The following is a 23,983-nucleotide window of genomic DNA, read 5'->3' as shown; positions in this document are numbered from 1 at the left end:
GGTTGCAAGACTCTACATTGAGCTCGCTTTCCGGAAAGTATTTCCTGCGGCACAAATGAAGTCAAATAAGAATTTCAATCGTGCGCGGCTATTAGCAGGCAGACAAGGCTGATACGCAACGCGTGCAAGCGAAGACTTATGCTTTCGGCATGGCCAGCAAGGCCTTCAGGTTGGCCAGCCTTTCCTTCGGACTGAGCACTTCGGTTTCCTTGGGCGGGGCGTCGCCGACGTCCAGCGCCATCTCCTTGATGAAGCGCGAGGGTTCGCAATGCACCAGCTCGCCGGCGCGCTTGCGCTTCTTGCACCAGGTCAGGCGCAGGGTGCGCTGGGCGCGCGTGATACCCACATACATCAGGCGGCGCTCCTCCTGGATGCGGGCGGCCATGACTTCCACCGGCGCGTCCGGGTCGCCCTTGTGCGGCAGGATGCCCTCTTCCACCCCGACCAGGAATACGTGCGGGTATTCCAGGCCCTTGGAGGCGTGCAGGGTGGACATGCGCACGGCGTCCTGTTCCTCGTCCGAGCCTTCCAGCATCGACATCAGGGCCACCATCTGGGTCAGTTCCAGCAGGTTCTTCTCTTCGCCATCGCGGTCGCGCCCGCCCCGGCCGCGTTCCTTCAGCCAGTTGGTGAACTCGAGCACGTTCTGCCACTTGGCCTGGGCCGCGCGGTCGTCGAAGCTCTCGTACAGGTAGTGCTCGTAGTTCATCTCCTTCATCATGTCGTCGAGCACTTCGGCGGCATTGTCGCCGCTGCCGGACGGGCCGGGCCGGGTGGCGCGGTCTTCCAGCTCCAGCAGGAAGCGGCAGAAGTCGCGCAGCGGCGCCAGCTGGCGCTCGGCCAGCTTGGCTTCCAGCCCGTTCTTGCGCGCGGCCTCGAACAGCGAGCAATTCCACTGCTTGGAGAATTCGCCCAGCGTCTCGAGCGTGGCCATGCCGACCCCGCGCTTAGGGGTAGTGACGGCGCGGATGAAGGCCGGGTCGTCGTCCTGGTTCGCGATCAGGCGCAGGTAGGCGATGATGTCCTTGATCTCGGCCTTGTCGAAAAAGCTCTGGCCGCCCGACATGGTGTAGGGGATGCGCTCCTTGCGCAGGGCCTGCTCGATGATGCGCGCCTGGTGGTTGCCGCGGTACAGGATGGCGTAGTCGGTCCACTTGTTCTTGCGCTGGAAGTGGTCGGCCGAGATCATGATGGCCACCTGCTCGGCTTCCTGCTCGTCGCTCTGCATGCCCAGCACTTCGATCGGCTCGCCCAGGCCGTGTTCGGACCACAGCGACTTCTCGAACAGCTTCGGGTTGTTGCCGATGACGGCATTGGCCGCCTGCAGGATGCGGGTGGTCGAGCGGTAGTTCTGTTCCAGCTTGATGACGCGCAGGTCGGGGAAGTCGGTCTGCAGCGTTTTGAGGTTCTCGACCGAGGCGCCGCGCCAGGCGTAGATCGCCTGGTCGTCGTCGCCCACGGCCGTGAACATCGGCTTTTTACCCAAGCCCGTGACCAGGAGTTTCACCAGCTCGTACTGGCAGGTGTTGGTGTCCTGGTACTCGTCCATCAGCAGGTAGCGCAGGCGGCGCTGCCAGCGGTCGCGGATCGATTCGTTGTTGCGGAACAGCTCCACCGGCAGGCGGATCAGGTCGTCGAAGTCCACCGCCTGGTAGGCCTGCAGGGTGGCCAGGTAGCTGCGGTAGACGCGCGCCGACATGGCTTCGTCCTCGTCCTTCGCGTTACGGATCGCGTCCTCGGGGTCGACCAGGCCGTTCTTCCACAGCGAGATCGCATTCTGGATGCGGCGGATTTCCTGCTTATCGGTGGTGAGCGCCAGGTCGGAGACGACGGTGTAGCAATCGTCGCTGTCCATGATCGAGAACTTGTCCTTCAGGCCGACGCCGGCCGCTTCCTGGCGCAGGATCTTGACGCCCAGCGAGTGGAAGGTGGAGACGGTCAGTTGCTTGGCCTGCTTGGGCTGCTTGAGCAGCTTGGCGATGCGTTCCTGCATCTCGAGCGCGGCCTTGTTGGTGAAGGTCAGGGCGGCGATCGTGCGCGGGTCGTAGCCGCGGTCTTCGATCATGTACGCAATCTTTTGCGTAATGACGCGCGTCTTGCCCGAGCCGGCACCGGCCAGCACCAGGCATGGGCCGTCGAGATAGAGCACGGCTTCGCTCTGCGGCCCGTTGAGGCCGAATTTTGGTGCGTTGGACATGGGAAAGATTTCTGCAGAATGGCCGGGTATTGTAAGGCTGAGTTCGAAACCGCGCCAAAAGGATGCCGTAAAAAACCCGTTTTGCAACACCCTTCTATGCGAGCAATGCCACCGCCTTGACCTGAGCCCAGACCTGCAGGCCGGGGCGGATGTCCAGCTCGCGCCGCGAGCGTTCCGAAATGCGGGCCAGCAGCGGCACCTCGCCCATGCGCATCTGCACCAGCACGTGTCCCGGCGTGTCGGTGGCCGCGGTGGCCGTCACGACGGCGGGCAGGAGATTCACGATACTGCTGCGCTGGGGCCGCTCCAGCGCGATGCTGACATCGCGTGCATGGATGCGGCAGCGCAGGCGGCTGCCCACCGGCTCGCTGCGGCGTCCGACGAACAGCGCACCGCCCTCGAACGCCAGGCGCGAAAGATCGTCGGCTTCGTGCCCGGCCAGCACGGTCTCCAGCACCACCCCGGTATCGTCGGCGAATACCGGCGGCAGGTCGGCGCGGGCCAGCGCTTCGGTGAGCGGGCCGCTGGCCACTACGCGTCCGGCGTCGAGCAGCACCAGGTGGTCGGCCAGGCGCGCCACTTCGTCGGGCGCGTGGCTGACATAGATGATGGGAATGGAGAGCTCGTCATGCATGCGCTCCAGGTAAGGCAGGATTTCCTGCTTGCGCTTGAGGTCGAGTGCGGCGAGCGGCTCGTCCATGAGCAGCAGGCGCGGCGACGACAGCAAGGCGCGGGCGATCGCCACACGCTGGCGCTCGCCGCCGGACAGGCTCGCCGGCTTACGCTCGAGCAGCCGCTCGATGCCGAGCATGACGGCCACCGGCCCGAGCTCGAAGCGGCGGTCGGCGCCGGCGACCCGCTTCAAGCCGAATTCCAGGTTGCCGCGCACGCTCAGGTGCGGGAACAGGCTGGCTTCCTGGAACACGACGCCCAGGGCGCGCTGGTGCGTCGGCACGAACGCCTTGCGCGCCTCATCCTGCCATACCTCGTCGCCCAGCGCGACATAGCCGTTCGGTGCGCGCTCCAGGCCGGCGATCGCACGCAGGCAGGTGGTCTTGCCCGAACCCGAGGGGCCGAACAGGGCGCTCACCCCGCGCCCCGGCAAGGCGAGGTCGACATCGAGCATGAAGCCGCCGCGGTCGATGCGGAAACTGGCGCGGATGCCGCTCATCCCTTGATGCCTTTCACCGCCGGCGGATTGAAGGTGTACAGGGCCAGCAGAACAAGGAAACTGAACACGAGCATGCCGCCTGCCAGCCAATGCGCCTGCGCATATTCCATGGCCTCGACGTGGTCGTAGATCTGGACCGAGACCACACGGGTCTTGTCCGGGATGTTCCCGCCGATCATCAGGATCACGCCGAACTCGCCGATCGTATGCGCGAAACCGAGCACGGCGCCGGACAGGAAGCCGGGGCGCGCCAGCGGTACCACGACCGACCAGAAGGTATCCCAGGGGCTGGCGCGCAGGGTCGCCGCCACTTCCAGCGGGCGCTCGCCGATCGCCTCGAAGGCATTTTGCAGGGGCTGCACGACGAAGGGCATGGAATAGAACACCGAGGCGATCACCAGCCCGGGGAAGGTGAACGGCAGGGTGCCCAGGCCCAGGGCATCGGTGGCGCGACCGACCGGCCCGTTCGGTCCCATGGCGACCAGCAGGTAGAAACCGAGCACGGTCGGCGGCAGGACCAGGGGCAGCGCCACGACCGCGCCCACCGCGCTTTTCATGCGCGAACGCGTGCGCGCCAGCCACCAGGCGATCGGCGTCCCAAGGATGAGCAACAGGACCGTGACGATCGACGCCAGCTTGAGCGTCAGCCACACGGCTGCCAGGTTTTCCTCTGCCATGCCGGTTTACAGCGCGTAGCCGAAGGACTGGATGATGGCGCGGGCCTTGGCCGACTTCAGGTAGTCCAGCAGGGCCTGTGCGGCAGGGTTGCCGCGTCCCCTGGCCAGGACCAGCGCGTCCTGGCGGATCGGCTCATGCAGGCTGGCCGGCACGATCCAGCCGGAACCCGCGGCGATCCTGCCGTCCCTGGCCACCTGGGACAGCGCGACGAAGCCGAGCTGCGCATTCCCGGTACTGATGAACTGGTGCGTCTGCGCGATGTTCTCGCCCTGCACCAGCCTGGCCTGCACCGCATCGAACAGGTTCAGCTTTTTCAGGACGGCGACTGCTGCCGCGCCATACGGCGCGGTCTTGGGATTGGCGATGGCGAGATGCCGGAAATCGCCTGTCCGCAACACCTCGCCTTTGGCATCCACGACACCGGCCCGGGCCGACCACAGGACCAGCTTGCCGATTGCGTAGGTAAAACGGGTGCCGGGCGCCGCCTGGCCCTCGTTTTCCAGCCGCGCCGGGGTCTCATCGTCCGCGGCGAGCAAGACTTCGAAGGGCGCGCCGTTCCTGATCTGCGCATAGAACTTGCCGGTGGAACCGAATGCCAGCCTGGCCCGGTGGCCGGTGTCCCGTTCGAATTGCGCGGCAATGGCGTGCATCGGAGCCGTGAAATTGGCGGCAACCGCTACCTGGACTTCCCCGGCATGGGCGCCCGCGGCGCATGCCATGGCGATGAGGGCGAGACTGAGGAAACGCTGCATGACACCCTTTCGAGACGGGGACGGTGAAGAACTACCGCTATATTACCAATGTACCAATGAAAGCGCGCCTGCCCGCCGGGGCAGCGGCGACGCCGGGACACGCAATCGGGTACCATCGCAGCCTTGTGGCGCCGCGCGCCAGGCCTTATTCGGACTGCACCATGAAATTTGAACATCTCATCCAGATCAACGATCCGCTCAATCCGCTGATCGACACCATTTCGATCGAACAGCTGTGGCGCGGGCTGGTGCTGCGCGCCGAATCGCCGACCATGTTCGTGCCGCACCTGGACGAATGCACGATCGGCGACAGGACCAGCGGCAGCTTTGCGCGCCGCCTGCGCTACGGCGACCTGGTGATCGACGACGTCGTGTACCTGACCCCGCTGAAGGAAGTGCGCTACGAAGTGCCGGCCCAGGGCGAGATCGCCGCCTCCAGCCTGAAGATGATCATCGAGGCGCCGACCGACGCCATGCTGCTGGTGCGCTTCTGCTACGACGACGGCCAGGGCGAGCACACCGACCCGGCCAACGCCATGTACGACGACTTCAAGCGCTCGGCCTACCAGGAAGCCGACATCGACACCGTGCGCATCCTGCGCCAGCTCGCCGGCGAGGGCAAGCTGGATGCCAGCTACCTGAATTAAGTTTCGCTAATCTTTTTGGCGAATGATTAAGCCAAATTGATCTACGTACCCGGCTCGGTATCGGCCGGGTCGATCTCGCTCTCTCCCTTGGCCAGGTTATGCGCCAGGTCGCGCAGGGCGGTGCGCACGCCCTCCTCGATCACCGGATGATAAAAGGGCATCTCCAGCATCTGGTCCACCGTCATGCGCATCTGGCAGGCCCAGGACAGGGTGTGCGCGAGGTGCTCGGCGCGCGGGGCGATCATCTCGGCGCCCAGGAAGCGGCGCGATCCGTATTCCGCATACACCCGCAGCATCCCCTTGTTCTGCAACATCACCCGGCTGCGGCCCTGGTTCGCGAACGAGACCGAACCGACCGCGAACTTGCGCTTGCCCCCTTCGCACAGGCTGCGGTAGTTCGCGCCCAGGGTGGCGATGTTCGGGTCGGTGAAGGCCACCGCGATCGGCGTGCGGCGCAATCCCGGACGCACGTCCGGATAGCGGCCGGCGTTGTCCCCCGCGATCTTGCCGTGGTCGGCCGCGTCGTGCAGCAGCGGGCGCTCGTTGTTGGCGTCGCCGGCGATGAAGATGTGGCTGGTCCCGCACTGCATGGTGCGGACGTCGAACAGCGGAATGCCGTCCGGCCCGCGCTCCAGGCCCGTGTGCTCCAGCCCGATGTCGTGCACATTGGGCGTGCGGCCGGCCGCCATCAGCACGACCTGGAAACGTTCGGTCTTCTCTTCGCCGAGGGCGTCGCTGTAGCGCAATGCCACTTCGTCTCCCTCCTGCACCGCGCCCACCACCTTCGACTGGAACTGGATGTCGAGTTCCTCGGTGAGCACGCGGGTGGCGCTGCGCAGCACTTCCGGGTCGCTCAGGTGGGCGATGCTGCCGCCGCGCGCGAACAGCTTCACGCGCACGCCCAGGCGCTGCAGGGCCTGGCCCAGCTCCAGGCCGATCACGCCGGTGCCGATCACGGCCACCGACTTCGGCAGGTCGTCCCAGTAGAACACGTCGTCGGAGGTAGCGATGCCGGGGCCGACCTTCTCCAGCACCGGCAGGCGCAGCGGCGTGGAGCCGGTGGCGATGACGACGCGGCCGGCGCTGATCTCGGTGTGATCGTCCACGAGCAGGGTATGCGGGCCGGTGAAGCGCGCATGGCCGCGCAGCTTGTCTGCGTCATCGAAGGACTCGACGCTTTCCAGCACGAAGCCCACGAAGCGGTCGCGCTCGCGCCGCACGCGCTCCATCACGGCGCGGCCGTCGATGCGGACTTCGCCCGCGTGCACGCCGAAGGGCGCGCTGTGCTGCATCACGTGCGCGGCCTCGCTTGCGGCGATCAGGAGCTTGCTGGGCATGCAGCCGACCCGTGCGCAGGTGGTGCCGTAGTGGCTGCTTTCGATGACCACCACCCGGGCTCCTTGCGCCTTCGCCGCCCGATAGGCCGTCATGCCGGCGGTGCCGGTGCCGATGATGGCGACATCCACATCCAGTTTGTTCATCGTCTTCTCCGGGTCTCTCTACAGATGATGACGAAACGATACGCGATTTTCAGCCGGACCGCCGGAACCGGGCCAATGTGCCACCATGATCGCCTGTCACCATGGGAGGGCGAATGCTGGAACCGATCAGGGAGCTGCTGCGCCCGCCTCCCGGCATGGCCTTCGACTTCAGCCAGCCGGCGGGCGAGCCGGCGCTCGCGCCCCGCGACGGCATCGCCTGGCAGGTGTTCGCCAATCCGGTGGTCCTGTTCGTGGGCGGGGTAGCGGCGGTGCTGCTCGAGCTGAGCGAGCCCTCGGTGCGCTCCGGCGTGTGGGACCAGGGCGGCTTCCGGCAGGACCCGGTCATGCGCCTGCGCCGCACCGGCTTCGCGGCCATGATGACCGTCTACGGGCCGCGCTCGGCGGCCGAGCAGATGATCGCGCGCGTGGTGCGCATGCATGAGCGGGTGCGGGGCACGACGCCCGCGGGCCTGCCCTACCGCGCCAACGACCCGCGCCTGCTCGACTGGGTGCAGGCCACCGCCGCCTTCGGCTTCACCGAAGCCTACCACCGCTACCTGCGGCCGCTGTCGGCGCCCGAGAAGGACGCCGCCTTTGCCGAAGGCGAGAGCGCGGCCCGGCTGTATGGCGCGCTTGGCGCGCCGCGCTCCTGGGGAGCCTGGGAAGCCTTGCTGGCCGAAACGGCGCCCCGGCTGGAAGGCTCCGCCATCCTGGCCGACTTCCTGCGGATCATGCACGAGACGCCGCTGGTGCCGGGACCGATGCGGCCCCTGCAGCGGCTGCTGGTACGCGCCGCCGTGGACATCGTGCCGGAGCCGGTCGCTTCGCTGCCCCAGCTGCGCAAGCAGGGCCTGCGTCCCGGCGAGGGGGCGCTCGTGCGTGCGCTGGCGCGTTCATGCGTCCTGCTGCCGCTGGGGGATACCCCGGCCGCCCAGGCTGCCCGGCGGCTCAGCGCATCTGGTACTGGATCCCGAAAGTGAATGTCGTCTCGATCAGGGTATCGGCCGGAATGCCGCCGGGATGCGGGTAGCGCTGCAGCGCGCGATTGGCCACGCGGCTCAGCTCCGCCTCGAAACCGTTGGCCATCCGCCTTGTCTTGCGGTCGCGCAGCGTGTCGGCCATGACCCAGCCCACCATCTCGTACTCGCGCGATTCGCCGCGCTGCAAGTCGATGCGCGGTATGCCCGGCAGGAAGCGCAGCTTCACGTCGCCGCCGATCGCATGGGCCGCGGCCTGGTCCGGATACTTCACCTCGGCGGCAATGGTGGACAACACGCCCGCAACGTAATTGCAGGCCGCCAGCCGGGCCGGCGGCCAGGTCTTCAGTTCCGCGACGAAGCGGTCGGGGTCCGCCGTCGCTTCTTTCGGCATGCCGCACGCTCCCGACCGGAATGGGGGCGTCTTCATCGCCCACCAGAGCGCGGCCGCCACGTCGGCTCCATTGGCCGGGTCGGCGTAGCCGGCCGCGATCCGCGCGGCGCCATCCTTTTCGCCCGCGTCATGCGCCTGGACGTAGAACGTGACCGCGCGATCCCAGTCGCGCCGCACGCAGATGCCGTTCTCGTACATCGAGCCGGCCAGCAGGAAGACTTCCGGGTACTCGTTCTTCAGGCCGCTCTTGAGCCGGTCCACGGCCTGCCGGCAGTCCTGCGCGGCGATGCTGACGCGGATGGCGTCGACGGCCAGGGCGCCGGAACGGGTGCCCGCGCCGGCGTGGTGGGATGCCCCGAGCAGGGCAAGCATGAGGAAAGCGATTGTCAAAGCGCGCATGGCGGGCCCCAGTCGGAACAAGGGAACAGTCTAGCAGTGCGGATAGACGTGAATTCTCTCGGATTGCCTCATTCGCGCTTGAACAGGAACTGGACCTCGGCCTGGGCATCGGCGGGAATGCCGGCCGGCTGCGGATAGCGGCGCAGGGCGTAATTGACCAGCGCGTGCATCGAATGCTCGAACGAGCCGGTCAGCGGCGCCAGAGGGCGGCTGGGCAGCGAATCGCCCTTGACCACGCCGTACGGGACATAGGCGCCGCTGCCGCCCATTTTCAGGTCGATGCGCGGCACCCCGGGCAGGAAGCGCAAGCTCACTTCGCCACCCAGGCCAAGCACCTCGGCGTGGCCCGGATAGCGCATTTCTGCGGAAATCGTCGAGATCACGCCGACGACGTAGTTGCAGATCGCCAGTTTGGACGCATGCCAGGTACGCAGTTCCTCGACGAAGCGATCCGGGTCCGTTGCGGCCTGCGGGCTGACGGCGCAGGCCTCGGCACCCGCGCCGGCACGGCCCCGCAGGTTCCACCACAGCGCCGCCGCGGCGTCGGGCCCCCTGGCCGGGTCGGCAAAACCGGCGGCGATCCGTTCGGCGGCTTCCGGCGCCCCGCCCTCGTGGGCCCGGACGTAGAAAGTCAGCGCAGTGTCCCAGCTGGCCTTGACGCAGATGCCGTGCTCGTACATCGATCCGGCCAGCAGCACCACCTCGGGATAGCCCCATTTCAGCCCGCTCCTGAGGCGCTCCACGGCGGCCCCGCAGTCGCCTGCCGCGATCCGGTTGCGTACCTCATGGACCACATCGAGTCCGGCACGCGTCGCGGCCCCAAGCTGCGCCGCGGGCAGCAGGGCAAGCAATGCAAGCAGAAGCGGGAGGCGTGCGGCAGTCGGGAAGCTCATGGCAGGCTTTCGGTACGTTGGCTTAGATATCGAGCGGATCGACCTCGAGCGACCAGCGCACGCGCGATTTCATCCCGCGCAGGATCTCGACCCACTCGCGCAGGAAAGCCTGCAGGGCCGGGCGCGAGCTCGATTCCACCAGCAGCTGCGCACGGTCGACGTTGTGCACGCGCGTCATCGTCATCGGGATCGGGTCGTTGATCATCACCGCATCCCACACCAGGCTGTCGCGCGCCGCCTCCAGGAAGGCGATCGCATTGGCCAGCTCGGGGGCCTCGGCGCGCAGCAGCGCCTGGTACATGAAGGGCGGCAGGCCGGCCTGGCGGCGCTCTTCCAGCAGGCTGCCGGCGAAGCGGTCGTAGTCGTGGCGCACGACGGCGCCGTACAGCGGGTGGCTGGCGTAGCGGGTCTGCACCAGCACCTCCGAAGCGGCTCCGGCCCGTCCGGCGCGCCCCGCCACCTGCATCAGCTGGGCGAACAGGCGCTCGCTGGCGCGGTAGTCCTGCGAGAACAGGGCGGTGTCCGGATTCAGGATGCCCACCAGGGTGAGCTTCTTGAAGTCGTGGCCCTTGGCGACCATCTGGGTGCCGACCAGGATGTCGACCTCGCCCCGGTGCACGGTGTCGAAGGCCGCCTGGGCGCTGCCCTTCAGGCGCGTGGAATCGGCGTCGATGCGCAGGATGCGCGCTTCCGGGAACATCGCCGCCAGGCCTTCCTCGATGCGCTGGGTGCCGCGCCCGAGCGGCTGCAGGTCAACGTTGCCGCAGGTCGGGCAATGGCGCGGGATGCGCAGCTCCAGGCTGCAGTGGTGGCAGCGCAGCCGGTGCTCGGGGCGGTGCAGCACCATGAAGGCGGTGCAGCGGGTGCAGTTGCTGATCCAGCCGCAGGCGTCGCAGCAGATCACCGGGGCGTAGCCGCGCCGGTTCAGGAACAGCAGCGACTGCTCGCCGCGGTCCAGGCGCCCCCGCAGCGCGGCGATCAGGGCGCTCGTCAAGCCATCCTTGGGGCGGTCGCGCTCCATGTCGACCAGCTTCACGGTGGGCAGCACGGCGTCGCGCACGGCGCGCTCGCGCAGCTCGAGCTTGCGGTAGCGGCCGGATTGGGCGTGGTGCCAGGTCTCGAGCGAAGGCGTGGCCGAACCGAGCACGATCGGAATGCCCAGCTGGTGCGCGCGCCACACGGCCAGGTCGCGCGCCGAATAGCGCAGGCCTTCCTGCTGCTTGTACGAGGGGTCGTGCTCCTCGTCGATGATGATCAATTTGAGGTTCGGCAGCGAGGACAGGATCGCCAGGCGCGTGCCCAGCACGATGCGCGCGCGGCCCTCATGGGCGGCAAGCCAGTGCAGCATGCGCTCGCCCTCGGACAGGCTGCTGTGCAGGGTAGCCAGCATCACGCCCGGGAAGCGCGCGCGGATGTTCCCTTCCAGCTGCGGGGTCAGGTTGATTTCCGGGACCAGGATCAGGATCTGGGCGTCCTGCTCGCGCGCCAGCACCTGGGCGCAGGCCTGCAGGTAGACCTCGGTCTTGCCGCTGCCGGTGACGCCGTACAGCAGGATCGGGGTGAAGCCCTGCGCCCCGCCGATGCTGCCCGCCGCTTCCTGCTGCGCCGGGTTCAGCACGGGCATGCCGGAGGGCGTCGGATCGTGCGGGCTGGCCTCCTTGGCCAGCTTTTTCAGCGCGCGGTCCAGCGCCACGGTCTTCGGCACCCGCAGGTTCTTGGGCAGGCCGGGCAGCGCCACCTCGCCGAGCGGGCGCTGGTAATAGTCGGCGGCGAAGCGCGCCAGCGCCACCCAGCGCTCGGGCAGCGGCGACAATTGGCTGCGCACGGCGATCGCATCCTTCAGCTTGTCCGCCGGGACGTCCGTATCACCCTTGACGGCGACGATCAGGCCCACGACCTCACGGCGCGCGAAGGGCACCAGCACCAGTTGGCCCACCGCCGGCTCTTCGCCCGGCTGGCATTCCCAGCGGTAATCGAAGCAGCTGTTGAGCGGTGTATCGAGCGCAACCTGTAAGAAGCAGTGTGCCAAATCCAACCTTCTTAAGTAAGGAAACCAGGACCAATAAGCTGTGGAAAACTTTGTGAATAGCGCTGTACTTGACCCCGTTCGAGGTTTACGTTAGATCAACTCCAAACGCGCGATTCACTGGAACAACAATAAATTATTCAGTAAATTCAATGACTTACAAAGCTAGAGTTATCCCTGTTAACAACCCGGGCTGGAATCGCCTTGCTGTGCATAACTGCACGTGTGTGATGGAAAAACTCGTTGCGGTGCACCAGAATCTTCACACCTTACTTGAAGAGTTGAGCTAAGTCCGCGTAAACGAAGCACTTTTCACAACTCATCCGTCATCCTGTGCATAACTTTGTGAACAATGGACAGGAAGCCGGGACAATTTACCTGCAAACGATCTGGCCTACTGTGTATACCTACAGTTCACCATGAAAAAAACGCTTAAGAATCATTGATTTGCGTATTTTCAGGCTTGACAAAGATGTCCACAGGAATAATTTTGCGGTTTAACGAACTTGTGAACAAGTGAGATTTTGCTGCAGCAATGCTTGCTGCAGCTGGGGACAATACCGGCCGCTTATGAGGCGCGCTGCTGGCGGCTGAAGTCGTGCACAGCCTCGACCATGGCGGTCACCGACTCCGGCGGCGTGAACTGCGAGATGCCGTGACCCAGGTTGAATACGTGGCCATGGCCGTTCGATGGCTTGCCGTAGGCGGTCAAGGAGCGCTCGACTTCGGCGCGGATCTGCTCCGGTTCGGCGAACAGGATGGCCGGGTCGAGGTTGCCCTGCAGGGCCACGCGGTCGCCCACCAGCGCGCGCGCCTTTCCCAGGTTGACGGTCCAGTCCAGGCCCAGCGCGTCGGCGCCGATGTCCGCCATCTCGTCCAGCCACAGGCCGCCGCCCTTGGTGAACACGATCGCCGGGATGCGTACGCCGTCCTTCTCGCGCTGCAGCTGGCTCACTACTTGCCGCATGTAGTTCAGCGAGAACTCCTGGTAGGCGCCGTCGGCCAGCGCGCCGCCCCAGGAATCGAAGATCATCACGGCCTGGGCGCCGGCGTCGATCTGGGCGTTCAGGTACTGGCTCACTGCGCGCGCGTTGGTGTCCAGGATGTGGTGCATCAGGTCGGGGCGCGCATACATCATCTTCTTGATGGTGTGGAATTCGCGCGAACCGCCGCCTTCGACCATGTAGCAGGCCAGGGTCCAGGGGCTGCCCGAGAAACCGATCAGGGGCACGCGGCCGTTGATGGCGGTGCGGATCTGGGTCACCGCCTTGAAGACGTAGTCGAGCGACGCCATATCCGGTACCTGCAGGGCGCGTACCTCGGCTTCCGTGCGCAGCGGGCGCTCGAACTTCGGGCCCTCGCCGTCGGCGAAGTACAGTCCCAGGCCCATTGCGTCCGGCACCGTCAGGATGTCCGAGAACAGGATCGACGCATCCAGCGGATAGCGGTCGAGCGGCTGCAGCGTGACTTCAGTGGCGAAATCCGGATTCTTTGCCAGCCCCAGGAACGAGCCCGCCTGCTTGCGCGTGGCGCGGTATTCCGGCAGGTAGCGGCCCGCCTGGCGCATCAGCCACACCGGGGTGTAGTCGGTCGGCTGGCGCAGCAGCGCACGCAGGAAGGTGTCGTTCTGAAGCGGGGCGAATTGTGGCATGGCTGACAATGACGGCGGAGGGAAAACCTCCATTATCGCATCTTTGGGGGCACACTTATAATGCGTTTCTTGTCGATGAAAGTACTGCCATGACCAAACAGCAAGCACCCTGCGGCACCTGGACCTCCCCGATCACTGCGTCAAGCGTCGCGGCCGGCGCCACGCCGCTCGCCTCGCTGGTGCTCGACGGCGCCGACCTGTACTGGCTGGAAGGACGGGCCAGCGAGGCGGGACGCTCGACGCTGGTGGGCAGCCGGGGCGAACTGACGCCGGCCCCGTTCAACGTGCGCAGCAAGGTGCACGAATACGGCGGCGGCGCGGTCACGGTCGCCGATGGCGTCGCCTGGTTCTCGAACCACGCCGACGGCCGGCTGTACCGGGTCGAGCCGGGCGCGCAGCCGGCGCCGGTCACTGCCGAGGACAACAAGCAGCGCTACGCCGACTTCGTGGTCGACGCACGGCGCCGGCGCCTGGTGGCCGTGCGCGAAGACCATGCGGCCGGCGGCCACTACCCCGAGAACACGATCGCCGCCATCGGCTTCGACGGTGTCGAAACCGTGCTGGTGGACGGCAACGACTTCTATGCCGCGCCGCGCATCTCTCCGGACGGGCGCCACCTGGCCTGGCTGTGCTGGGACCATCCGCGCATGCCCTGGGAAGGCAGCGAGCTGTGGCTGGCCGACATCATGGACGACGGCACGCTGGCGAATGGCCGGCTGGTGGCGGGCGGGCCGCAGGAATCGGTCTGCCAGCCGGAATGGTCGCCCGGCGGCGTGCTGCACTTCGTGTCCGACCGCAGCGGCTGGTGGAACCTGTACCGCTTCGAACATGGCGTGGTGGAAGCGCTGTGCCCGCGCGAGGCGGAATTCGGCGGGCCGCTGTGGACCTTCGGCGGCTCGCTGTATGGCTTTACTTCGGACGAGGCTATCGTCTGCGCCTACATCGAGGGCGGCGTCAGCAAGCTGGCGCGCCTGCGCAATGGCCAGCTCACCGAGGTACCGACGCCCTACGAGGAAATCCGCGAACTGCGCGTAAACGCCCACACGGTCGCGCTGCTGGGCGGCGCGCCCACCGTCGCGCTGGAACTGGCGCGCATCGACCTCGACGGCGGCCGGCATGAGGTACTGGCGCGCTCGATCGCGCAGTTGCCCGATGTCGGCTACCTCTCGGTGCCGCGTTCGATCAGCTACCCCAGCGCGAACGGCCGCAGCGCCTACGCCTTCCACTATCCGCCCACCAATGCCGACTTCGCCCCGCAACATGGCGAACTGCCGCCCCTGATCGTCATCGGCCACGGCGGCCCGACCGGCATGGCGGCCAGCACCCTCAAACTGGCAACCCAGTTCTGGACCAGCCGCGGCTTCGCCGTGCTGGACGTGAACTACGGCGGCAGCACCGGCTTCGGCCGCGCCTACCGCGACCTGCTCAAGGGCCAGTGGGGCGTGGTCGACGTGGAGGACTGCGTGGCCGGCGCCCGTTACCTGGCAGAGCAGGGCCTGGTCGATCCGGAGCGCCTGCTGGTGCGCGGCAGCAGCGCCGGCGGCCTGACGACCTTGTCCGCCCTCGCCTTCCACGACCTGTTCAAGGCCGGCGCCTGCTACTACGGCGTGTCCGACCTGGCCGGACTGGACGCGGATTCGCACAAGTTCGAGTCGCACTACAACCAGTACCTGATCGCGCCGCCGGATCGCGCCGAACAGGTCTACCGCGAGCGTTCGCCGATCCACCACACCGACAAGCTGAAACGGCCAATGATCTTCTTCCAGGGCCTGGACGACATGGTGGTGCCGCCCCAGCAATCCGAAACCATGGTCGAGGCGCTGCGCGCGCGCCGGGTGCCGGTGGCCTACATCACCCTGGAAGGCGAAGGCCACGGCTTCCGCAAGGCCGAGAGCGTGGTGACGACCCTGGAATCCGAGCTGGTGTTCTACCTGCGTGTCTTCCACATCCCCGTGCCTGCCGGCCTGCCGGCGGTGGAGATCGAGAACCTGCCGGCTGCATGATTTTTCAAGAACTGGAGAGCGGCGAGCAGGCGCTCCTGTCCCTGCTGGCGCTGGGCGGCGAGCCCATGGGCCGCCAGCGCATCCTCGAACACCTGATGGCCGCCGGCCTGCCGCTGCCGCCCGAGCAATGGGCGGCCGAGCTGGCGCACCTGCGCGAAGCGGGCCTGGTCCTCGAGGCGGGTGAGCGCGGCGTCACGATCGCGCCAGGCGCCGTATGGCCGGCCATCGAGCACGCCTTGTCGGGCGACTTGTTCGCCGGCCTGCGCGCGGCCTACGAGCGCGTCACGCCGCTGCGTCGCGACTGGCAGGGCACGCCGGTCCTGCGCAGCTACCGCCAGGGCCTGGCCCTGCTGCGCATGGCCCTGCTGGCCGGCGAGAACGGATCGACCGTCACGCCGCTGCTGGCCGCCTGCCTGCGCTGCCATGAAGCGTCCTACCTGCATCCACTGGTCGAGGTCTGCGCACGTCCCTTCGAGCCCGCCCTGCTCGATCGCATCGATCCCTCGCTGCGCGACGGCGTGCTGGCGACCCTGGTCCAGCATGCCCAGCGCGAACCGCAACTTGCGCCCGCGATCCGCGCCGCCGCGGAAAGCCACGCGGCCCAGGGCGATCCCTCGATCGCGCTGCGCATCGCGCTGGGCGAACACCTGATCCTGTGCGGCCGGCTCGACGACGCCTCCGGGCTGCTGCAGGAGGTCGACGACGCGGCCGGCCTGTTCCTGCGCAAGGTGATCGCCCTGCTGCGCGACGAGCCCGACATCGCCCTGCCCGGCATCGAGGCGGCGCTCAAGCAGCTGCGCCGCGAGACCGGCAAGCGCAAGGCCGTGTTCGACGGTATCGGCGCCCACCTCTACCTGGCCGCCCTCCTGCGCAGCAACCAGCCGGCGCAGCTGAAGCTGGCCGACGCCTGGCTGGAGATCGCCACCCGCGCGGTGCAGCGGCCGGAGACGGCCGTGGTCTTCCAGCTCAGCATGCTGCAGGAGATTCGGCGCGGCACCGTCGACGCCGAGGTGCTGGCCTCGCGCAGCTGGGAGATGGCGCTCGAGCCCTTCACCTTCCGCGCCCTGATGCACCACTGGCTCGGCCTGCCGCAACTGCAGGGCAAGCGCAAGGACATCGAGGATATGCTGGCCCAGTCCGAGCGCGCCGGCTTCGACCTGCTGTCGGCCCAGCTGGCCGCGCTGCTGGGCCAGATCGGCGGAGCGGGCGCCATCACCTATGAAGCCCGCGCGAGCGAGCTGCGGCGCCGTCATCGGATCACCGACCTGACCCACTGGTTCGAGCGCGAGGAAGCCTGGGAGCGCCAGCTCAACGCTTTGATCAACCTGCAGCCGGCGCTGAATGCCGAGGTGGTGCGCGAATCGCGCCTGGTGTGGATGATCCGCTACGACGAGCATATGGGCGTGCGCGAGCTGGAGCCGCGCGAGCAGAAGCGCGATGCGCAGGGCGGCTGGAGCCGTGGCCGCGCCATCGGCCTGAAGCGCCTGGCCGAGGATGCCCAGCAGCTCGAGTTCCTCACCGCCCAGGACCTGCAGGCAGTGGCAAGCATTGCCGGACGGCGCTACTACGGCAGCACCGGCATCCGTTTCGAGTTCGAGCGCGACAAGGCGCTCGCTGCCTTGGTCGGCCATCCGCTGCTGTTCTGGATGGACTCGCCGGGCACCCGCGTCGAGCTACTGCCGGGCGAGCCGGAACTGCTGGTGAAGGCGCGCGGCGGCAAGGTCACCATCTCGCTGCACCCCGCGCCGGGCGAGCAGGACGGCGAAGTGATCGTCACGCGCGAGACGCCGACCCGCCTGCGCCTGGTGCGCGTCAACGAGGAACACCGCCGCATCGCCGCCATCGTCGGTGAGGGCCTGGAAGTGCCGGTGGAAGCCGAGCGCCGCGTGCTGCGCGCGATCAGCGCGATCTCCTCGATCGTCACGGTGCAGTCGGACATCGGCGCCAGCCCCGGCGACATCGAGCAGGTGGCGGCCGACCCGCGCCTGCACCTGCACCTGCGCCCCTACCAGCAGGGCCTGAGCATGCAGGTGCTGGTCCGTCCGCTCGATGGCGGCGCCTATTACTCGCCCGGCACCGGCGCGGAAAGCGTGATCGCCGACGTCAACGGCATCCGCACCGAAGCGCGGCGCGACCTGAATGCGGAACGCGAGGCCGAGCGCCAGCTGGTCGGCGCCTGCCAGGCGCTCGAGCACGGAGAACTCGAGCACGGCGAATGGCTGCTCGGCCAGCCCCTGCTGTGCCTGGAACTGGTGGAGGAACTGCGCAGCCTCGATCCGGGCAAGGTGGTGGTGGCCTGGCCGGAGGGCGAAAAATTCCGCGTCACCAAGCGCGCGAACTCAAAATCGGTGCGCATCCAGGTCCGGCGCGACCGCGACTGGTTCGCCGCGAATGGCGAGATCGTGGTCGACGAGCAGCGGGTACTGGACCTGCGCTCGCTGCTCGAACGCGTGCGCGAAGGGAAAAGCCGCTTCGTGGCGCTGGGCGACAACGAATACCTGGCCCTGAGCGACGAGCTGCACCGCCGCCTGATGGAACTCGGCGACTACGGGACCATCATTGGGGACGAGCTGCGCATGCATCCGCTGGCCAGCTTCTCGCTGGCGGAGCTGGCGCGTGACGCCGGCAGCGTGGACAGCGACGCCGCCTGGCGCCAGCACCTGAAGCGCATCGCCGACAGCGAAGCCTTCACCCCCACATTGCCGTCCACCCTGCAGGCCGAGCTGCGCGACTACCAGCGCGAGGGCTTCGAATGGCTGGGACGCCTGGCCCATTTGGGCGTCGGCGCCTGCCTGGCCGACGACATGGGCCTCGGCAAGACGCTGCAGGCCCTGGCCCTGCTGCTCACGCGTGCGCCCGATGGTCCGGCGCTGGTGATCGCGCCGACCTCGGTCTGCCTGAACTGGATCGCCGAAGCCCAGCGCTTCGCGCCGACCCTGAAACTGAAGCTGTTCGGCCCCGGCGACCGCGCGGCGATGCTGGATGAAGCCGGTCCCTTCGACGTGGTGGTGGCCAGCTATGGCCTGCTGCAGCTGGAGGCGGCGTTGTTTGCAAAACGGCCATGGCACAGCATCGTGCTGGACGAAGCCCAGGCCATCAAGAACATGCACACCAAGCGTTCGCAGGCGGTGATGGCGCTGCAGGGGAACTTCCGCATGGCGGCCACCGGCACCCCGCTGGAAAACCACCTGGGCGAGCTGTGGAACCTGTTCCGCTTCATCAACCCCGGCCTGCTGGGCAGCGCCGACCAGTTCCAGCTGCGCTTCGCCGGCCCCATCGAAAAGGCTCAGGACAAGCGCGCCGAGCTGGGGGCCAGGAACCGCCTGCGCCGGCTTACGCAGCCCTTCATCCTGCGCCGCATCAAGGCCCAGGTGCTCACCGAGCTGCCGCCGCGCACCGAGATCGTGGTGCCGGTCGAGCTGACCCAGGAAGAAAGCGCGCTGTACGAATCGCTGCGCCGCGACGCGCTGGACAAGCTGGCCGCGCTGGAAGCGCCGGAAAGCCAGAAGTCGATCGAGATCCTGGCCGAGATGATGCGGCTGCGCCGCGCCGTCTGCAATCCGGAACTGGTGGCGCCCGGCGCCGGCATCGCCAGCAGCAAGCTGATCGCCTTTGCGCGCCTGGTCGACGGCCTGCTGGAGAACCGCCACAAGGTGCTGGTGTTCAGCCAGTTCGTCGACCACCTCAGCCTGATCCGCAAGTACCTCGACGGCAAGCACATTCCCTACCAGTACCTCGACGGCGCCACCTCGATGCAGGAACGCAAGCGCCGCGTGGATGCCTTCCAGGCCGGCGAAGGCGAGCTGTTCCTGATCAGCCTGAAGGCGGGCGGCGTCGGCATCAACCTGACCGCGGCCGACTACGTGATCCACATGGACCCGTGGTGGAACCCGGCGGTGGAAGACCAGGCCTCGGACCGCGCCCACCGCATGGGGCAGCAGCGCCCGGTCACGATCTACCGCCTGGTAGCGCGCGGCACCATCGAGGAAGGCATCGTCGAACTGCATGGTCGCAAGCGCGACCTGGCCGACAGCCTGCTGGAAGGGACCGAGATGGCGGCGCGCATGTCGCCGGGCGAGATGCTCGCCATGCTGAAGCAGGGCCTGGCGTAGGACGGCATTCCATGTGATCATGCCGATTTTTACAGAAGAGTAAAGACGGATGGAACTGGACAAAGCGGCAACGGCGGCACAGGCGCGCGTCATCGGCGTCAAGTCGTGGACGGCCTATGCCGGCGTGCTGGCGCTGGCCGCGCTGCTGTTCCTGGTCGCGGTGCCGTTCGCCTTCCGCTGGAACGAGCTGACCGCCGCCGCGGTCATGGCGCTGTCGGCCCTGGTCGTCGGCTATCGATGGCTGGTAGTGCGCAGCGTCATGCTGTACTACGACGACGTCGGTGTCTGGGTGGTGTCGGGCGTCCTGCCCTGGAATAAGGGCGTGCACGGCGTGAAGTGGCGCGACATGGACAACGCTGCTTACGCCGGCGGCTTCCTCGCCTGGGTGACGCGCTCTTACACGGTGCATATCGGCCACCGCTTCACCCGGGGCAGCAGCATCGTTTTGCACCAGATCGCGCGCGGACGCGAAGCGGTCGACACGGTCAACGCGATCCACCAGCAGATGATCCGTTCGGGCGTCGTCGATTAAGTCTGCATTAAGTGTCGGAATGTTTCAGCAGTCGGCAAGCGGACTGAATGGTGCTACTCTTCCGGGCTCCGCCCTGCGCTTGCCGCACAGCGGAAGCCGACCTTTTAATTGACAGGGTTCGAACAGGATGATGAAAACGAAGATCGCGCTGGCAGTCCTGCTGGCGAGTTTCGCGCTGGCGCCGGCCAGCGCCAAGACCACCAAGCCCGCCAAGGGCAAGCCCAAAGCCACGAAAGTGGTCAAAGCGAAAACGAATAAATCCAAGGCGCCGGTCAAGAAGGGGGCAAAGAAAGCGGCCGTTGCCACCGCTACCGCAGCGACTGCCGCTACCGCCGTCGCCGTAAGCCCAAGCGCCGGCGCCAGCGAGAAACGCCTCGACCGCCGCTTCGACTCGATGAGCATGCAGTACCTGACCGCGCTGTGGCGCGTCGATCCGGAAGGCGGCATCTACGTCGGCAAGTTCGACCAGGCCGCCAATCTCACCATTCCCGATGCCGCCACCCGCGCCAAGAAGCTGGCCTTCGCCAACGAATGGCTGGACAAGTTCGGCAAGCTCGATACCCGCCAGCTGTCGGACCGCCAGCGCACCGACCTGGCCCTCCTGGTGAACAAGCTGGAAAAGGACCGCTGGAACCTGACGACCTGGCGTGAATACGAGTGGAACCCGGCGCTGTACAACGTCGCCCAGCCGCTCGACCTGATCCTGAATACCGAATACGCCGCCAAGCCGCAGCGCCTGCGCACCATCCTCAAGCGCCTGGCCAACGTGCCGGCCTTCTATGCGGCGGCGCAAGCCTCGATCGCCAATCCGACGCGCGAACACACCCAGCTCGCCATCGCGCAGGCGCCGGGCACCATCGCGGTGCTGGCCGACCTGGGCAAGGCGGCGCAGGAATCGATCCTGACCACGCAGGAAAAGGCGATCTTCGCGCAGCGCATCGCCAACGCCGGCACTGCGGTGCTGGCCTACGTCGACTTCCTCGATGCACTCGACAAGAACGCCGCCAAGCCGCGCCCCTTCCGCGCCGGCAAGGCGCTGTACGAGCAGAAGTTCGCGCTCGAGATCCAGTCGTCCAGCACTGCCGAACAGACCTTCCGCAAGGCCCTGGCCACGCGCGAAGAGCTGCTCGCCCGCATGGACACGATCTCGGACGAGCTGTGGCCGCGCTACATGGCAGGCGTAGCCAAGCCGCGCGAGCGCTTCCAGAAGATCGGCATGATGATCAACAAGCTCTCCGAGCGCCACGTCTCGCGCGAGAACTTCCTGCCCGAGATCCGCCGCCAGATCCCGGCGCTGCACAAGTTCGTCACCGAAAAGAATCTGCTCACCCTGGACGCCGACAAGCCGCTGGAAGTGCGCGAGACCCCGATGTACCAGCGCGGCGTGGCCGGCGCCAGCATCGACGCGCCGGGCCCCTACCGTCCGAAGGACAAGACCTATTACAACGTCACGCCGCTCGACGGCTTGAGCCCGGAACAGGCCGAGAGCAGCCTGCGCGAGTACAACGAGTGGATCCTGCAGATCCTGAACATCCACGAGGCCATCCCCGGCCACTACGCCCAGCTGGTGTATGCGAACCGTTCGCCCTCCCTGGTGAAGTCGCTGTTCGGGAACGGCGCGATGGTCGAGGGCTGGGCCGTGTACGGCGAGCGCATGATGCTGGAGAACGGCTACGGCGACAACGCGCCCGAGATGTGGCTGATGTACTCGAAGTGGAACCTGCGCAGCGTCACCAACACCATTCTCGACTACAGCGTCCACGTGCTCGGCATGCAGCAGCCGGAGGCAATCGACCTGCTGGTGCGCCAGGCCTTCCAGACCCGCCAGGAAGCCGATGAAAAATGGCGCCGCGTGACGCTCACCTCGGTGCAGCTGACCAGCTACTTCAGCGGCTACGAGCAGATCATGGAGCTGCGCGAACGCCGCAAGCAGCAGCTGGGCGAGCGCTTCAACCTGAAGGAATTCCACGACCAGTTCCTCGGCTACGGCAATGCGCCGGTGAAGATGATTTCGGAACTGATGCAGTAAACATAGTTTGATGTTGCACAGGAAACCGCCTGTGCAAAAGCGCACAAGCGGCGTGCTCGCGCGCTCGCTTGTGCGCAATATCTCCAAGGCTAGAATGGGTATGCAGCACCCATACCCATAAGCCGGAGACCTTCGATGACTTCCCTCCCCGCACCGTCGTCCTAGCGGACGCGCAGCGCCAGTCCTTCCTCTTGTTTTACCAGTTGCACCGATCTCCGCATGCGGAACCGGCGTGGCTTCGTCACGTCCATCCACAGGCGGTTCCGTAGTACTGACAACAGAACGGAGACTTTCAATGGCATTCCTCTTCAATCGGGCCGCGCTTGCCGCCGCCTGCATGGCGCTGGCCGCCCCGAGCTTCGCCCAACTCCAGGCCGGACCCGGCACCTGGAGCGCGAACCAGACCTGGGCCACCGACACGGTCAACGGCGGCGCCCTCACCGGCTACTACTACTGGCCCGCAACGACGCCGCTACTCGACAACAAGCGCGCACTGGTGCTGGTGCTGCACGGCTGCGCCCAGACCGCGGCCAACGACGTGGTCAACAGCAGCAGCGACGCCGGCTACAACTGGAAGGCGGCGGCCGACCAGTACGGCGCCGTGATCCTCGCGCCCAATGCCACCGGCAACCTGTACGGCGCCCACTGCTGGGACTGGGCCGCCACCAACCGCAGCCGCAGCTACGGCCACAACGCGGTGCTGCTCGACCTGATCAACCGTTTCGTGAGCAACCCGCAGTATGCGATCGACCCGAAGCAGATCTACGTCACCGGCCTGTCCTCGGGCGGCGCCAAGACCATGGTGATGGGCTGCGTGGCGCCCGACATCTTCGCCGGCATCGGCATCAATGCCGGACCGGCGCCGACCGTGTCGACCTCGCAGATCTCCATGGTCCCTTCCGGCACCACCTCGAGCAGCGTGGCCAGCAGCTGCAGCTCCTGGGCCGGCGGCAATGCCAGCCATTTCGCCACCCAGGTCGCCGGCGTGGTCTGGGGCACCAACGACTACACCGTGGCCCAGGCCTACGGGCCGCTCAACGCGGCGGCCATGCGCCAGGTCTACGGCGGCAGCTACACGAAAGGGGCGGCAGTCACGGTGCCGACGGGCGGCAGCAACGTGCCCTACACGGACAGCAACGGCAAGCTGCGCACGTCGGAGATCGTGGTCACCGGCATGGGCCATGCCTGGCCGGCCGGCACCGGTGGCCAAAACAGCAACTACGTCGATGCGACCAAGGTCAACTACCCGGCCTTCGTGATGGATTTCTGGTTCAGGAACAACCTGCGGGTCGCACGCGCGGCGGCGCCCAGCATGAGCTCGTGCAGCGCCAGCGTATCGGGTTCGACCATCACCGTGAACGGCGCCGCCACCGATCCGGTCGGCAGCATCGGCAGCTACCGCGTCGTGCTGAACGGCCCGACCCCGGTCGACGACAGCGCGGCGGGCAGCGGCGCCGGCTTCAGCAAGGCCTATGCGGCGCGCGCCGATGGCTATTATTCGGGCACGGTCACCGCCACCAACAACACGACCGGGCTGACTTCCAGCGCCTGCAGCATCCCGCAATTCCTGGTCGGCGCGGCGCCGGCCCTGCTGCCGCCCGCCGGCCTGGCGCTTGGCGCCCGCACGGCGAACAGCATCGCGCTCAGCTGGAACGCCGCGAACGGGGCCACCGGCTACAACCTCTATCGCAACGGCGCCAAGCTCAATGGCACGCCGCTCACCGGCACCGGCTACCTTGACACCGGCCTGACCGCGGCCACCAGCTACACCTACCAGGTATCCAGCACCGGCAATGGCGGCGTCGAGAGTGCGAAGTCGGCCAGCCTGACGGCCTCGACCACCTCGGGCTTCGTGTGCAGCACGACGACGGCCAGCAATTATGCGCACGTGACGGCGGGACGGGCCCATGCGAGCGGCGGCTACGCGCTGGCCAATGGGTCGAACCAGAACATGGGCTTGAACAATACCTTCAACACGAGCACGCTGGCGCAGACCGCGGCAGGGTATTACGTCATCGGGAGCTGCCCGTAGGCGATGAAG

16 protein-coding genes are annotated in these 23,983 nt (G+C 67.0%); 7 read left to right on the top strand and 9 right to left on the bottom strand.

Annotated elements, in window-relative coordinates:
- Positions 1-136 precede the first annotated feature (136 nt).
- The 4 genes from ACK6C6_RS21070 to modA all read right to left on the bottom strand — a co-directional run bounded on the left by ACK6C6_RS21070 (position 137) and on the right by modA (position 4,798).
- Complete coding sequence (locus ACK6C6_RS21070) at positions 137-2,197, bottom strand: UvrD-helicase domain-containing protein (protein WP_209589776.1); 2,061 nt, start codon at positions 2,195-2,197, stop codon at positions 137-139.
- Positions 2,198-2,291: 94 nt separating this feature from the next.
- Entirely contained in the window at positions 2,292-3,368 is a 1,077-nt protein-coding gene (gene modC, locus ACK6C6_RS21065; protein WP_409269104.1) for a molybdenum ABC transporter ATP-binding protein, read from the bottom strand.
- Positions 3,365-4,045 (bottom strand): molybdate ABC transporter permease subunit, encoded by a 681-nt coding sequence (modB, locus tag ACK6C6_RS21060; RefSeq protein ID WP_027866477.1) that lies wholly within the window; start codon positions 4,043-4,045, stop codon positions 3,365-3,367. The genes modC and modB overlap by 4 nt, the downstream gene beginning before the upstream one ends.
- Before the next feature lie 6 nt (positions 4,046-4,051).
- Positions 4,052-4,798 carry a molybdate ABC transporter substrate-binding protein gene (modA, locus tag ACK6C6_RS21055; RefSeq protein WP_409269103.1) on the bottom strand — a complete coding sequence of 249 codons (747 nt, stop codon included), beginning with the start codon at positions 4,796-4,798 and terminating at the stop codon, positions 4,052-4,054.
- A gap of 161 nt (positions 4,799-4,959) precedes the next feature.
- Between modA and ACK6C6_RS21050 the strand changes: the two genes are divergently transcribed.
- Complete coding sequence (locus ACK6C6_RS21050; protein ID WP_409269101.1) at positions 4,960-5,445, top strand: SRPBCC family protein; 486 nt, start codon at positions 4,960-4,962, stop codon at positions 5,443-5,445.
- Positions 5,446-5,486: 41 nt separating this feature from the next.
- On the opposite strand, the gene ACK6C6_RS21045 is transcribed toward ACK6C6_RS21050, so the two are convergent.
- Positions 5,487-6,926: a dihydrolipoyl dehydrogenase gene (locus ACK6C6_RS21045; RefSeq protein WP_409269100.1), complete on the bottom strand. Its 1,440-nt coding sequence runs from the start codon at positions 6,924-6,926 to the stop codon at positions 5,487-5,489.
- A gap of 113 nt (positions 6,927-7,039) precedes the next feature.
- Between ACK6C6_RS21045 and ACK6C6_RS21040 the strand changes: the two genes are divergently transcribed.
- Positions 7,040-7,906: an oxygenase MpaB family protein gene (locus ACK6C6_RS21040; protein ID WP_409269099.1), complete on the top strand. Its 867-nt coding sequence runs from the start codon at positions 7,040-7,042 to the stop codon at positions 7,904-7,906.
- Here ACK6C6_RS21040 and ACK6C6_RS21035 read toward each other — a convergent pair.
- The 4 genes from ACK6C6_RS21035 to hemE all read right to left on the bottom strand — a co-directional run bounded on the left by ACK6C6_RS21035 (position 7,875) and on the right by hemE (position 13,266).
- A complete protein-coding gene (locus tag ACK6C6_RS21035; protein WP_409269098.1) occupies positions 7,875-8,696 on the bottom strand; it encodes a hypothetical protein in 822 nt (273 codons plus the stop codon). The genes ACK6C6_RS21040 and ACK6C6_RS21035 overlap by 32 nt on opposite strands.
- Before the next feature lie 68 nt (positions 8,697-8,764).
- A complete protein-coding gene (locus ACK6C6_RS21030; RefSeq protein ID WP_409269097.1) occupies positions 8,765-9,589 on the bottom strand; it encodes a hypothetical protein in 825 nt (274 codons plus the stop codon).
- A 22-nt stretch (positions 9,590-9,611) separates the two neighbouring features.
- A complete protein-coding gene (locus ACK6C6_RS21025) occupies positions 9,612-11,618 on the bottom strand; it encodes a primosomal protein N' (protein ID WP_409269096.1) in 2,007 nt (668 codons plus the stop codon).
- A gap of 565 nt (positions 11,619-12,183) precedes the next feature.
- On the bottom strand, positions 12,184-13,266 hold the full coding sequence (hemE, locus tag ACK6C6_RS21020) for a uroporphyrinogen decarboxylase (RefSeq protein ID WP_409269095.1): 1,083 nt from the start codon (positions 13,264-13,266) through the stop codon (positions 12,184-12,186).
- Positions 13,267-13,355: 89 nt separating this feature from the next.
- On the opposite strand from hemE, the gene ACK6C6_RS21015 reads away from it, so the two are divergent.
- The 5 genes from ACK6C6_RS21015 (at position 13,356) to ACK6C6_RS20995 (ending at position 23,974) form a co-directional block, all read left to right on the top strand.
- Entirely contained in the window at positions 13,356-15,269 is a 1,914-nt protein-coding gene (locus ACK6C6_RS21015) for a S9 family peptidase (RefSeq protein ID WP_409269094.1), read from the top strand.
- Positions 15,266-19,381, top strand: a complete 4,116-nt coding sequence (locus tag ACK6C6_RS21010; protein ID WP_409269092.1) for an SNF2-related protein — start codon at positions 15,266-15,268, stop codon at positions 19,379-19,381. Before ACK6C6_RS21015 ends, ACK6C6_RS21010 begins: the two co-directional genes overlap by 4 nt.
- A 49-nt stretch (positions 19,382-19,430) precedes the next feature.
- The gene (locus tag ACK6C6_RS21005; RefSeq protein ID WP_409269091.1) at positions 19,431-19,913 is read left to right on the top strand and encodes a hypothetical protein; all 483 of its coding nucleotides are present in this window, start codon (positions 19,431-19,433) and stop codon (positions 19,911-19,913) included.
- Positions 19,914-20,040: 127 nt separating this feature from the next.
- Positions 20,041-21,942, top strand: a complete 1,902-nt coding sequence (locus ACK6C6_RS21000; RefSeq protein WP_409269090.1) for a DUF885 domain-containing protein — start codon at positions 20,041-20,043, stop codon at positions 21,940-21,942.
- A gap of 295 nt (positions 21,943-22,237) precedes the next feature.
- A complete protein-coding gene (locus tag ACK6C6_RS20995) occupies positions 22,238-23,974 on the top strand; it encodes a PHB depolymerase family esterase (RefSeq protein ID WP_409269089.1) in 1,737 nt (578 codons plus the stop codon).
- Positions 23,975-23,983 lie beyond the last annotated feature (9 nt).

The sequence above is a fragment of the Massilia sp. BHUDP2 genome, assembly GCF_046236355.1.
GTDB lineage: Bacteria > Pseudomonadota > Gammaproteobacteria > Burkholderiales > Burkholderiaceae_D > Telluria > Telluria varians.
This window is presented reverse-complemented; position numbering and strand designations above follow the sequence as displayed.

Bases quoted from the DNA above. Each gene is read 5' to 3' on its own strand.
- ACK6C6_RS21070 (WP_209589776.1), bottom strand. From the start codon at position 2,197: ATGTCCAACGCACCAAAATTCGGCCTCAACGGGCCGCAGAGCGAAGCC.
- modC (WP_409269104.1), bottom strand. From the start codon at position 3,368: ATGAGCGGCATCCGCGCCAGTTTCCGCATCGACCGCGGCGGCTTCATG.
- modB (WP_027866477.1), bottom strand. From the start codon at position 4,045: ATGGCAGAGGAAAACCTGGCAGCCGTGTGGCTGACGCTCAAGCTGGCG.
- modA (WP_409269103.1), bottom strand. From the start codon at position 4,798: ATGCAGCGTTTCCTCAGTCTCGCCCTCATCGCCATGGCATGCGCCGCG.
- ACK6C6_RS21050 (WP_409269101.1), top strand. From the start codon at position 4,960: ATGAAATTTGAACATCTCATCCAGATCAACGATCCGCTCAATCCGCTG.
- ACK6C6_RS21045 (WP_409269100.1), bottom strand. From the start codon at position 6,926: ATGAACAAACTGGATGTGGATGTCGCCATCATCGGCACCGGCACCGCC.
- ACK6C6_RS21040 (WP_409269099.1), top strand. From the start codon at position 7,040: ATGCTGGAACCGATCAGGGAGCTGCTGCGCCCGCCTCCCGGCATGGCC.
- ACK6C6_RS21035 (WP_409269098.1), bottom strand. From the start codon at position 8,696: ATGCGCGCTTTGACAATCGCTTTCCTCATGCTTGCCCTGCTCGGGGCA.
- ACK6C6_RS21030 (WP_409269097.1), bottom strand. From the start codon at position 9,589: ATGAGCTTCCCGACTGCCGCACGCCTCCCGCTTCTGCTTGCATTGCTT.
- hemE (WP_409269095.1), bottom strand. From the start codon at position 13,266: ATGCCACAATTCGCCCCGCTTCAGAACGACACCTTCCTGCGTGCGCTG.
- ACK6C6_RS21015 (WP_409269094.1), top strand. From the start codon at position 13,356: ATGACCAAACAGCAAGCACCCTGCGGCACCTGGACCTCCCCGATCACT.
- ACK6C6_RS21010 (WP_409269092.1), top strand. From the start codon at position 15,266: ATGATTTTTCAAGAACTGGAGAGCGGCGAGCAGGCGCTCCTGTCCCTG.
- ACK6C6_RS21005 (WP_409269091.1), top strand. From the start codon at position 19,431: ATGGAACTGGACAAAGCGGCAACGGCGGCACAGGCGCGCGTCATCGGC.
- ACK6C6_RS21000 (WP_409269090.1), top strand. From the start codon at position 20,041: ATGATGAAAACGAAGATCGCGCTGGCAGTCCTGCTGGCGAGTTTCGCG.
- ACK6C6_RS20995 (WP_409269089.1), top strand. From the start codon at position 22,238: ATGGCATTCCTCTTCAATCGGGCCGCGCTTGCCGCCGCCTGCATGGCG.